Origin of the sequence: Streptomyces sp. NPDC093510, from assembly GCF_040683555.1 — a bacterium.
Taxonomy (GTDB): Bacteria; Actinomycetota; Actinomycetes; order Streptomycetales; family Streptomycetaceae; genus Streptomyces.
The window spans coordinates 61,830-72,832 of record NZ_JBFBEE010000037.1; the positions used below are offsets into that span (position 1 = coordinate 61,830).

General features: G+C 69.2%; 10 protein-coding genes. 5 read left to right on the forward strand and 5 right to left on the reverse strand.

Translation table 11 applies throughout. The annotated features are described in order from the left end of the window. Positions 1–18 precede the first annotated feature (18 nt). Positions 19–324 carry a helix-turn-helix transcriptional regulator gene (locus tag AB0N81_RS38245; protein WP_365366845.1) on the reverse strand — a complete coding sequence of 102 codons (306 nt, stop codon included), beginning with the start codon at positions 322–324 and terminating at the stop codon, positions 19–21. Positions 325–389: 65 nt separating this feature from the next. On the opposite strand from AB0N81_RS38245, the gene map reads away from it, so the two are divergent. The 4 genes from map (at position 390) to AB0N81_RS38265 (ending at position 4,633) form a co-directional block, all read left to right on the forward strand. Continuing rightward, positions 390–1,172: a type I methionyl aminopeptidase gene (gene map / locus AB0N81_RS38250; RefSeq protein WP_365366847.1), complete on the forward strand. Its 783-nt coding sequence runs from the start codon at positions 390–392 to the stop codon at positions 1,170–1,172. A gap of 159 nt (positions 1,173–1,331) precedes the next feature. After that, a complete protein-coding gene (locus AB0N81_RS38255) occupies positions 1,332–2,513 on the forward strand; it encodes a histidine kinase (protein ID WP_365366868.1) in 1,182 nt (393 codons plus the stop codon). Further along, a complete protein-coding gene (locus AB0N81_RS38260; RefSeq protein ID WP_365366850.1) occupies positions 2,506–3,171 on the forward strand; it encodes a response regulator transcription factor in 666 nt (221 codons plus the stop codon). Before AB0N81_RS38255 ends, AB0N81_RS38260 begins: the two co-directional genes overlap by 8 nt. 187 nt (positions 3,172–3,358) lie before the next feature. Continuing rightward, positions 3,359–4,633: a serine hydrolase domain-containing protein gene (locus tag AB0N81_RS38265; protein WP_365366852.1), complete on the forward strand. Its 1,275-nt coding sequence runs from the start codon at positions 3,359–3,361 to the stop codon at positions 4,631–4,633. Between the two features lie 110 nt (positions 4,634–4,743). Here the strand turns inward: AB0N81_RS38265 and AB0N81_RS38270 are convergent, their stop codons facing one another. Beyond that, positions 4,744–5,427, reverse strand: coding sequence for a response regulator transcription factor (locus AB0N81_RS38270; RefSeq protein ID WP_365366854.1), 684 nt, complete (start codon positions 5,425–5,427; stop codon positions 4,744–4,746). Then, entirely contained in the window at positions 5,424–6,614 is a 1,191-nt protein-coding gene (locus AB0N81_RS38275) for a histidine kinase (protein WP_365366856.1), read from the reverse strand. Before AB0N81_RS38275 ends, AB0N81_RS38270 begins: the two co-directional genes overlap by 4 nt. 288 nt (positions 6,615–6,902) lie before the next feature. On the opposite strand from AB0N81_RS38275, the gene AB0N81_RS38280 reads away from it, so the two are divergent. Beyond that, on the forward strand, positions 6,903–9,029 hold the full coding sequence (locus tag AB0N81_RS38280; protein ID WP_365366858.1) for a multicopper oxidase family protein: 2,127 nt from the start codon (positions 6,903–6,905) through the stop codon (positions 9,027–9,029). Between the two features lie 265 nt (positions 9,030–9,294). Here AB0N81_RS38280 and AB0N81_RS38285 read toward each other — a convergent pair whose 3' ends face one another. Together AB0N81_RS38285 and AB0N81_RS38290 are read right to left on the reverse strand one after the other, a co-directional pair. Beyond that, entirely contained in the window at positions 9,295–9,969 is a 675-nt protein-coding gene (locus AB0N81_RS38285) for an HAD family phosphatase (RefSeq protein WP_365366860.1), read from the reverse strand. Positions 9,970–10,052: 83 nt separating this feature from the next. Continuing rightward, positions 10,053–10,712, reverse strand: coding sequence for a LysE family translocator (locus AB0N81_RS38290; protein ID WP_365366862.1), 660 nt, complete (start codon positions 10,710–10,712; stop codon positions 10,053–10,055). Positions 10,713–11,003 lie beyond the last annotated feature (291 nt).

The window sequence follows — 11,003 nt, forward strand, 5'->3', positions numbered from 1 at the left end:
CCGGCCGGCCTCGCTCAGCTACGAAACCAGCGACGCATGCCGTGCGACGGACGGGATCGACTGATTCTCAATGGTGTGCTCCGGCTGGCTGATCTCGGCCCAGACCGAGTCGAGGGACAGGCCCAGGGTGTCGGCGATCGCTGCGATGGTCGGGAAGGCGGGGGTGGCCACGCGGCCGGATTCAATCTTCCGAAGAGTCTCCGGCGAAATCTGTGAAGCGAGTGCCACGTCGAGCATCGAGCGGCAGCCCCGGGCTCGGCGGAGCAGGGCGCCAAGACGCTGTCCGCGTTCTACCTCGGCGGGGGTGAGCGGCAACCTGACCATGTCCCCATTCTAATACCGGTACAGTTAGACCGGTATAGTTATTGGACGTACGTGAGAGGTCCCCCATGATTGAGATCCTGAACTCCGCGCGGCTCGAGCGGGCGCGAGGCACCGGCGGCCTGGTCGGAGACATCCTGCACACGCTGAAACAGCGCAGCACGGTCGGGACGAACCTGCTGGACATCGACCAGTGGGCCAAGGAGATGATCACCGAGGCGGGAGCGCAATCCTGCTACGTCGACTACGCGCCTTCCTTCGGGCGCGGCCCGTTCGGTCACTACATCTGCACGGCCGTCAACGACGGCGTACTTCATGGGCGGCCCCACAACTACACCTTGGTCGACGGGGACCTGCTGACCCTCGACCTGGCCGTCGCCAGGGGCGGGGTGGCAGCGGATGCAGCGATCAGCTTCCTGGTGGGCAAGGCCAGGCCGACGGAGAGCGTCGCGATGATCGAGACGACCGAACGGGCGCTCGCCGCCGGTATCGCCGCCGCAAAGCCGGGGGCGCGGATCGGCGACCTCTCCCACGCCATCGGCACGGTCCTCAGCGAGGCGGGCTACCCGATCAACACCGAGTTCGGAGGCCACGGCATCGGCTCGACCATGCACCAGGACCCGCACGTCCCGAACACCGGAAGGCCGGGCCGCGGATACAAGCTGCGCCCCGGACTGCTGCTCGCCCTGGAGCCCTGGGTCATGGCCGACACCGCCACGCTCGTCACCGACGCCGACGGCTGGACGCTGCGCAGCGCGACAGGCTGCCGGACCGCACACAGCGAGCACACCATCGCCATCACCGACGACGGAGCCGAAATCCTCACCCTGCCCTCGCAGGCACGGCCGTAAGAAAGCCCACCCCTCTGCCCCTACGGCACGCAAGCGTCGATGAGGCCGTTTCCGTAGCCGAACGGCACCCGGTGGCGTCGTGCACGTGCTGCGGACCGGTAGTTCTTTGGAGTGATGAGGACCGTCGCGTGGGCTCGTAGTGTGCGATGGATGCGAGTAATTGACGGCAGGTGGCCCGGGTGGAGCGGCGATGCCGGGTTGGTCGTGCTGACGTTCCTGCCACCGCTGCTGTCGCAGCCGTACGTGGACGGTTCAGGTCCGGCATGGGTGTCGCTCATGGCGTACGAGGCGGTCGGCGTGGTGGTCCTGACGCTGCGACGGCGGCTGCCGGCCACCGCCTTCGTCGTGGGCTTCGGAGCGCTCATGGCGGCGCTGGTGGGGAGCGCGGGCGAGGGTGCCAAGCTGTCCCCGCTGGTCTTTCTCCCCCTTGCCGTGCTGCTCTACAACCTGGGTGGCCGGTGCACGAGTTGGAAACGGACCGTGCTCGCGGCGGTCGGCGGCACCGTGCTGGCCGCGACCGGTCTGTGGCTGAACCGGATGACGACCGATTCCGGTGAATTCCAGGGCGGTCTGGACGTCCTCGCCGCGCTGGCCCCCATGCCCCTGGCGTGGGCGATGGGTTTCGCCGCACGTACCCGCCAGGCGCTGCTCGCCGCGGCCGAGCGGCGGGCGGCCGACGCGAGCCGGGCGCGGGCCCTGGAGGCGGCGCAGGCCACCCAACGGGAGCGGGCGCGGATCGCAGGCGAGATGCACGACGTGGTCGCGCACTCGCTCACCCTGCTCGTCGTGCATGCGGAGATACTGCGGGCACGCGGTGACGAGTTGCCTGGCTGGGCCCGCACTCAGGTCGACGGGCTGGCGGCGGCGGGCCGGCAGAGCAGTGGCGAGCTGCGTGACCTGCTGCGGATGCTGCGTGACCCCGCGGACGCAGCCCCGCTCCAGCCGGTGCCCGGGTTCGGTGAGCTGGACGCGTTGCTGGACAGTCACCGTGCCGCGGGCGGAACGGTCGAGGTGCGGGCGGGGACCGTACTGGAGTCGTTGCCGGGGCCGGTGCAGTTGGCGGGGTACCGCGTCGTGCAGGAAGCACTGGTCAATGCGCGCCGTCACGCGCCCGGGGCGCCGGTCCGGCTGTCCCTTGAGGCTGTCGCCGGGGAGCTGCGGTGCGAGGTCGTGAACGGCCGCGGGGCGCGGCGCGGCACGGCCGGCGCGGGGGTCGGGCTCGGCCTGATCAGCATGCGCGAACGGGTGGGTGCGCTGGGCGGAGAGCTCGTCGCAGGGACGACAGGTGACGGCGGCTTCCGCGTCGTGGCCACGATGCCGCTGGAGAACGCCGATGTCTGAGCAGATCAGTGTGCTCGTCGTGGACGACGAGCCGGTCATCCGCGCCGGCCTGAGCGCGATCCTGGCCAGTCAGGCCGACCTCGCCGTGGCAGGCACCGCGAACGACGGTGAGGAGGCCGTCGACGCATGTGCGCGGCTGCGGCCGGACGTGCTGCTGTTGGACATCCGCATGCCGCGCCGCGACGGACTGTGGGCGCTGGCCGAGTTGGGCCGCCGGGGACTGCTCGGGCCGGGGCGCAGCCGGGCCCTCATGCTCACGACGTTCGATCTGGACGAGTACGTCGACGACGCGCTGGCCGCCGGGGCGTCGGGATTCCTGCTGAAGAACAGTTCGTACGAGGAACTGACCGGGGCCGTCCGTGCCGCGGCGGCAGGCCACAGCGCGCTGAGCCCCGGAGTGACACGGCGGATCATCGAGGGCCACCTCAGCAGCCGGCGTCGGCCGAGCGACCAGGAGCTGGCCCGACTGGAAGACCTCACCGAGCGGGAACGCGACGTGCTGCGGCTGGTCGGGGGCGGGCTGAGCAATGCCGAGATCGCCGATCGACTCGTCGTGAGCCTGCACACGGTGAAGACACACGTCAGCCGCATGCTCATGAAGACCGGCTGCCACAGCCGGGCCCAGGCGGCGGTACTTGCCCGGAACACGCTGTCCTGAAGGTCATTCCTTGTCATTCCTTGGAATGAGCCGGCGCCCGCGGGAAGCCCGCCATCGAGCGATGTGCCGGGCCGCCGCCGCTGGCTGAATGATCGCTGTGCGCAGGGTCGGCCGATGAGCCACACAGCGGGTGAATGCCCGGGCCTCGACGCACGAAGCAACCGTCATGCGTCGAAGGGGAACTGCCATGCCCGCATACGTCTTGTCCCGCCGCCGCCGGATCCTGCATGGAGCGCTGGCCGTGGGGTTGGCGACTTGTATGGGTGCGGTACTCACGGGCTGCTCGGAGTCGCAGTCGGGCGGGGCCAAGCCCTCGGCCGGGCAGGGCGCGGCGAACGCGTCGGTCGGCAATCAGCTGACCGACCTCGCGCAGAAGGCAGCGGACACGGGCTCCCTGGGAGTGATCGTCCGCGTCGACACCGGCAGAGGCAAGGCGGTGGAGATCGCCCGGCAGGCCGCCTGGACGAAGGACGATCACCGCCTCGCTGCCGGCGACCAGTTCAGGGTCGGCTCGAACACCAAGACGGTCACCGCCACCCTCGTCCTGCAACAGGTCGCCGAGAACAAGATCAGCCTTGCTGACACGGTGGAGAGGTGGCTGCCCGGACTGGTCGAGGGCGGCCGGGACATCACCGTACGGATGCTGCTCAACCACACCAGCGGCCTGGGCGACTTCCTGCTGACGCCGGAGTTCCTGGGCTCGCTCACGGGCCGGCAGAAGCGCACCTGGAAGCCGGAGGCGCTCCTCGCCATCACCCCTGCGCAGAACCCGCCGGCCGAGCCCGGTGAGAAGTACTCCTACAGCAACGCCAACTACGAGGCGCTCGGACTGATCCTGGAGAAGGCCACCGGCAGCAGCTTGGCCGAGCTGATCGAGCAGAAGATCACCAAGCCGCTCGGCATGAAGAACTCGTTCCTGGCCACGAACGCCGACTGGGATGACGGCAAGCAGCATGTGACCGGCTACGAGCCGGACGCCGAGCGCCTGAAGGCCATCCTCTCCGGGACCGTGGACCTGCCCGAAGGCGTCGGATTCGTCGGCCCCGAACGTCCCAAGGACAACATCGATACCGCCGCCATCGACCCGAGTTGGTCCTGGGCGGCAGGCGGCATGGTCTCCACCGCGCAGGACTGGCAGCGCTTCCTCACCGCGCTGGTGTCTGGCGAGCTCCTGCCCAAGGCCGAGATGAAGCAGATGCGCACCACCGGCGACGCCCCCGAGGAAGGTGGAGGTTACGGACTGGGCCTGATGAAGGTGAACACCGCCTGCGGCACCGTCTGGGGCCACACCGGCGGCCTGCCCGGCTACTCCAGCGAGGTCTACACCGACGCGAGCGGTCACCGCAGCGTCGCCGTCCTGACGAGCACGAATTTCGGCATCAAGGAAGAGAGGGCCGTCACCGCGAACAAGACCCTCGTCGAGGCGGCGATCTGTCAAATGCTGGGCAAATCACAGCCCTAGGTGACTGGCCGCGCGTCCCGGGGGAGTGGAGGGACCCGTGTGTCAACGGGTGTGAGGCGCTGAGCATGACCGCGGCTGACACCGCTGTCGACGGATGGCGGAAGAAGTCTCTAGTCCACGAGCCCCGCATGGTGCGCCAGGATCGCCGCCTGGACGCGGTTGGTGAGGGAGAGCTTCGACAGGATCCGGCTGATGTGGGTCTTTGCGGTGGCCTCGCTCATGTGCAGGGCCGCGGCGATACCGGTGTTGGAGAGGCCGCCGCTCAGGGCGATCAGAACTTCCCGTTCCTTTTCCGTCAGAGCCTCAAGGCGGTCGCGGGCCTCGGAGCGGCGGCGCTGCCGCCCGGCTGAGGGGCCGTCGTCGTCCTCCGTGAAGCGGCGGATGAGACGGCGGGTCACCTTCGGGGAGAGCATCGCGTCGCCGCGGGCGGCGCTGCGCACCGCAGCGATCATGTCATCCGCGGTGGCGTCCTTCAGCAGGAAACCGACCGCCCCATGACGTAACGCTGTCTGGACGTACTCGTCCAGGTCGAAGGTGGTCAGCACGACGACGCGCGGCGGGCGGGGCGAGCGGGTGAGGTGCTCCGTGGCGGTCAGGCCGTCGGAGCGGGGCATCCGGATGTCCATCAGGACGACGTCCGGCTCCAGGGCGGCGGCCATCGACACCGCCGTACTGCCGTCCGATGCCTCGCCCACCACTTCGATGTCGGGGGCGGACGCCATGATGGTGCTGAGCATGGAGCGCACCATCCATTCGTCGTCCACGATCAGGACCCGGGTCGTCGTCTCACTCATCGCGTGGCTTCCATGTGGGTGGGCTGCTTCTGGGGTACGTCGTCCAGCGGGATCTCGGCGGCGATCTCGAAGCCGCCGTCCGGGGTCGGGCCTGCGGTGAGTTCGCCGCCGACGAGCCGTATCCGTTCGGCGATGCCGAGCAGACCGTGGCCGCCGCTGGGCAGACCGGAGGGGTTGCCGCCGATACCGTGCTGGTTGACCACCGTGAGGTGCAACAGCCGCCGGGTGCAGTGGACTCGGACGTGGGTCTCGGCGTCGGCGGCGTGCTTGTGGACGTTGGTCAGGGCCTCCTGCACCACCCGGTAGACGGCGTGCTCGATCAGGGCCGGCAGCTCGGGTGGGCGAGTGGTGCCGTGCTCTCCGGTCACTTCGAGGGTGACCGGCGTCCCCAGGCTCCGGGAGTCGGCGATCAGGGTCTCCAACTCGGCGAGGCCGGGTTGCGGGGCGAGCGGGACCTCGGATTCGGTGTGCAGGACCTCAACCAGCGAGCGGAGCTCAGTCAGTGCCTCGCGGCCGATGGCACCGATCTGCTTGGCCATGTCGACGGCGGACGCGCCCTTGGTCGCCTCGAGCGCGGTCGCGTGCAACACCATCAGGGCTACCCGGTGGGTGACGACGTCGTGCATGTCCCGGGCGATCTGGGCGCGCTCGTCGCTGCGGGCCTGCAGCACCCGCTGCTGCTGCTCGCGCTCGGCCCGCTCGGCGCGCTCTCGAAGCTCGGCCATGAGGCGGCGGCGGGCGCCCGTGTACAGACCGAGCAGGGCCGGGAAGACACAGATGCCCACACTCATGGTTGCCGCGTCAAAGCCGCCGCCCCGCCAGATCGGCGGAGCGACCACCGCGACGGCGACCGTGGAGGCGACGGCGACACGGCGCCAGGAGGCGGCGCGGTCGGCCAGGGTGTACTGCGCGAACACCACGGCGAACCAGGCCGACAGCACCACATAGGCGCCCAGCGCAGCCAGCAGAAGCAGCACGGGACGGCGCTGACGGAACCATGCCGCGAGGCCGACGACCAGCCCGACCGGGATCGCCACGAAGAACGGCGGGTGCGCGGCAAAGTAGTCGAACCTCGCGGAGATCCCGTCGCTGGTGGCCGTGGTCACGGCAAGGACAAGCGCCACGAGGGCGCCCTCCACCGGACGCAGGCGTTCCCGGTGGGCCGTGAGGCGACTGTCCCATGTCATGGCTGCAGGCTAGCCGTGGGGCGGAAGAGCACGCGTCAATCGATAGTTGTACGCAGCTTCGCCCGGCCCGCAACTTTCCGCCGAGGAGGAGAGCGAGGATCGGCGGATGCCCGGCCGGTGCGGTGATCGCCACGCTGACGGCATGCCTGAGATCACCGAATCCACCACAGCCGGGCGCCGCCGCCTCCGGGCACTCGGCGACCAGATCGCCCGCGACCTCCGCCGGCCACGCAGACGCCCACCACAGCCGCCGTCGCCCGCGGCCCGACGGTCGCAGGACCGGGGGTGATGGCCATGTACGTGACCACAGCCGGATTCGAGCTCGCGCTGGGCATCGTCCTGCTCCCGGCCTGGCTGATCGCCGCCGTCACGACGGGTCTGCAGCCAGGCCGCCGTACCGTCGGCCGCATGCGGCGGATGTCCCGTGTCGCGCTGGTGCTGGTGGCCGTGGCTCTGCTGTTCACCGCGGCCAGGCTCCTCACGTACGGGCTGCTTGCCCGCCATGGATGGGCGTTCGTCGGCGACCGGCGGCTGTTCACCACCTTCGTCATGCTGCTCCCGGCCGTGATCGCCACCGCCGTCTGGACGGTGCCGTGGCTGGCATCCGCGGCCCGGATGCGGTTGCCCGACCCGGATGCGCCGGTGCCGCTGGACGAGCAGGCGCGCGCCCGGTCCCCGCGCCATGTGGTGCCGCCCCGGCTCGCGGCCTTCGGCGGCTTCGCCTGCTTGGCGCAGAGCTTCCTGCCACCGGACCGGTCGTTCTGGATCAGTCTCGTCGCCTACGGGCTGATCACCGCCGCGGTCGCCGGGCTGCTGGTCTGGCGTGCCAACGCGCGACTGCGACGCCTGGTCACCGGCCGTGAGATCCCCCGGCGACGGGCACTGGCGGTCCGGCTGGGTACGACCGTGGTGGTGCTCGGCACCGTGGTGGGGCTGGTCAATCACGGGATCGCAGGCAGCCGGCTTCCGCACACCTTCTCGATGATGAAGGGCACCGCCGACTGGGGCGGCGGTGTCGCCGGGCAGCACCACGACATGGCCGACGGCCAGCACGACATGGCCGGCGGCCACCACATGGCCCCGGGTACCAGCGGGGCGCACGAGGTGTCCGTCGACAAACTGCGCGGTCCCCAAAGCGGTACGCCCGACCGGCGCTTCTCCCTCACCACGCAGGCCAAGAAGGTGAAGCTGGCCTCCGGCAGGACGGTCGAAGCCTGGACGTACAACGGCCGGGTTCCCGGCCCTCAACTGCGGGTCACCGAGGGCGATCTGGTCGAGATCAAGCTGCGGAACGAGCTGCCCGGCAAGACCCCTGTCACCATCCACTGGCACGGCGTCGACGTCCCCAACGGCGAGGACGGCGTGGCCGGCGCCACCCAGGACGCGGTGTTGCCCGGCAAGTCCTACACCTACCGCTTCCGCGTGGAGGAGTCCGGCACCCGCTGGTACCACTCCCACCAGGCCGCCTCCGAGCAGGTCGAACGCGGCCTCTTCGGCGCCCTGATCATCGAGCCGAAGAAGCAGACCCGGCCGGTGGACAACGACGTCAGCGTCCTCGCCCATGACTGGCAGACCGACAAGGGCCCCGTGTCCGCGATCGGCGCCTCCGACGAGCTGGAGCGGCGCCGAGCCGAGCCGGGCGAGAAGATACGGGTACGTCTCACCAACACCAGCGGCACCACTCGCGAATTCGCCATTGACGGCGTCCCGTACAAGGTCACAGCCTTGGATGGCACGGACGTGCACAAGCCGACCGCGCTCAAGGACAAGAAGCTGGTGCTCGGCGGCGGCAACCGGATGGACGTCGAATTCACCATGCCCGACGGGCCGGTACGGGTGACCGACGGCAGCGCGCCGGACGCGGGCATCGTGTACTCGCCGAACGGCAAGGAGAAATCGAAGGCAGACCTGAGCGGCCCCGAATTCGACCCGTACAGCTACGGCAGCCCGAAGAAGACGGAACTCCACCCGGACAGCGACTTCGACCGCGACTACAAGCTCATCCTCGACGAGTGGCTGGGCTTCTACGACGGCAGCTTCGGGCTGAAGCAGACCATCAACGGCCGTGTCTTCCCGGACACCCCGATGCTGATGATCAAGGAAGGTGACCTGGCCCGCGCCACCTTCATCAACCGCGGGAACGAGGACCATCCGATGCATCTGCACGGCCACCACATGCTGGTGCTGGGCAAGAACGGCAAGCGGGCCTCCGGCAGCCCGATGTGGCAGGACACCGTGCTCGTCCGACCCGGCGAGGAGGTCCAGGTCGCCTTCAAGGCGGACAACCCCGGCATCTGGATGGACCACTGCCACAACTTCTGGCACAGCAAGCTCGGCATGGTCATGCACCTCGCGTACGACAACGTCACCACGCCGTACGAGGTCGGCGGCCCGGTCGGCAACAAGCCTGAGTGAGAAGTCCCGATACGCCGGCAACGAGCCTGAGCGAGAAGTCCTGATGCGCTGGCAACAAGCCATGGACGCCGTGCCGGCCATGTCACCGTGTCTCGCCGCCGCGGCCTGCGGCACCGGGCGGGGCCATCCCCCAGGCCCCGCTGAAGACGAATCCGTAGCAGTTCCAGGCAGCGCGCGCCGACACATTCGCTGCATGCGACGCTGCGACGCATTCGTCGCTCCAAGATCTTTCGGCCCACCATCCGTGCGCACCAAGATGTGTGGGTCAGCGGACCGTGCCACCTCTCAGTTGCCGGGCCCAGTCCAGCAATTCACGTTCGGCCAGGGTGGCGCCCAGCCAGTCATGGTCGAGGTCGGCTCCTGAAAGGGAGGGTACGACCGCGACGTAGAGTCCGGCAGCACGCGCAGCGGCAATGCCCGTGGCCGAGTCCTCGAACGCGACGGAGTGCTCAGGGGCCGCACCGAGTGCCTCGCACGCTGTGAGGTAGAGCTCTGGTGCGGGCTTGGGGGAGCGCACTTCGTCGGCGGCGAACGAGTGGGTGAAGCAGTCGGCGAGACCGGCCGACCACAGTGCCGTGTCCAGCAGTTCCCGGGGGCTGTTGCTGGCTACGGCGATGGGTACGGCTGCCCGACAGGCGCGCACCAGTTCCGCCGCCCCGGGGAGGACTGCGGCGCCCCGGGCCAATTCCTTGCGGACCCGTTCGAGGAGTTCGGCGGCGATCTCGCCGCCGGCGCCGGGCCGCCCGAGATATTCGGCCATGGCCTCACCAGCGGCTTCCACGGTACGGCCGATGACCAGGGCTTTCTGTTCAGGGCCGAAGGGATGGCCATGCGCCGCGAAGATGGCCGTTTCCGCAACGGTCCAGCAGGCTTCGGTGTCGACCAACAGGCCGTCGCAGTCGAAGACCACGGCCTCGGCTCGGGTGGGGAGCGTGCCCATGCGCATGTCCTTTCACTTCGGGCGGTGTGCAGGTTGCCCGTTCGGTGGCTGTCGGATCGTCTGCGGTTGTGTCGACCGGTGCCTTACTGGCCGAGTGCGAGCCGGACGCCGAAGGCGGCGATGACCGTGCCGGTGATGCGGTCGAGGTGGCGGCGGGCAGAGGGACGTTGCAGGCGGTCTCGGAGCACACGCGCGAAGGCGATCAGAGCACAGGCCCAGATGACGGCCAGGAGAATGTGCACACCGGCCAGCAGCACCCCTGGAGCAAGGTGCGAGGTACCGGAGGGGATGAACTGCGGGAGCACCGCAACGTAGAAGGCGCCCATCTTCGGGTTGAGGAGATTGGTCACGAACCCTTGTCGCCAGCCACCGAGCAGGGTGTCGTCGGCGCCCGTCCTGGTCCTGTCCTTGCCCCGGGCCTCCGCTGTCCGCGGGCTCTCGCTCGATGGGTGGCGCCAGGTGGCCCACAGCATCCTGCCGCCCATCCACACCAGGTACGCGGCCCCGGCCCAACGAAGAGTTTCGTACGCGAGGTGAGACGTGGTCAGCAGTGTGGTCACACCGAGCGAGGTGAAGACGCCCCAGGCCAGTGTGCCGCTCTGGACGCCGAGGACCACGCCCCACGCGCGACGGCGGTGCCCGAGCGCCGCGGTGCGCAGGATGAGTGCGGAATCCAGTCCGGGAGTAAGCGTGAGGAGTCCCACTATCAGGGCGAAAGTCCCTATTGCATCTAGGGTGATCATGAGCGATCACCCTAGACCGGGGACCGTGGAACGTCTACTTTTCTGCCCGATATCGGGCAGGGTATGTGGTGTTCGCCTCTGCTTTTACGCCTGGCGCCTCACGGTGACACACCTGCGACGCGCCCTAGGCGATGAGGATCCAGAGGAGCCCAGGCCGCTCAGTCGGCTACCTCGCTGCCGGGGACCACCACCGCGCCTACTGAGCTTGTGGGCGTGATGTCGTGAGGGTGAGGCCGGTTGCGGCGAGGCATGCGTCGATGAGTTCGGGGCGGTACTGAATCTCACGGAGGC

Bases quoted from the DNA above. Each gene is read 5' to 3' on its own strand.
- AB0N81_RS38275 (WP_365366856.1), bottom strand. From the start codon at position 6,614: ATGACATGGGACAGTCGCCTCACGGCCCACCGGGAACGCCTGCGTCCG.
- AB0N81_RS38280 (WP_365366858.1), top strand. From the start codon at position 6,903: ATGGCCATGTACGTGACCACAGCCGGATTCGAGCTCGCGCTGGGCATC.
- map (WP_365366847.1), top strand. From the start codon at position 390: ATGATTGAGATCCTGAACTCCGCGCGGCTCGAGCGGGCGCGAGGCACC.
- AB0N81_RS38265 (WP_365366852.1), top strand. From the start codon at position 3,359: ATGCCCGCATACGTCTTGTCCCGCCGCCGCCGGATCCTGCATGGAGCG.
- AB0N81_RS38260 (WP_365366850.1), top strand. From the start codon at position 2,506: ATGTCTGAGCAGATCAGTGTGCTCGTCGTGGACGACGAGCCGGTCATC.
- AB0N81_RS38285 (WP_365366860.1), bottom strand. From the start codon at position 9,969: ATGGGCACGCTCCCCACCCGAGCCGAGGCCGTGGTCTTCGACTGCGAC.
- AB0N81_RS38270 (WP_365366854.1), bottom strand. From the start codon at position 5,427: ATGAGTGAGACGACGACCCGGGTCCTGATCGTGGACGACGAATGGATG.
- AB0N81_RS38290 (WP_365366862.1), bottom strand. From the start codon at position 10,712: ATGATCACCCTAGATGCAATAGGGACTTTCGCCCTGATAGTGGGACTC.
- AB0N81_RS38245 (WP_365366845.1), bottom strand. From the start codon at position 324: ATGGTCAGGTTGCCGCTCACCCCCGCCGAGGTAGAACGCGGACAGCGT.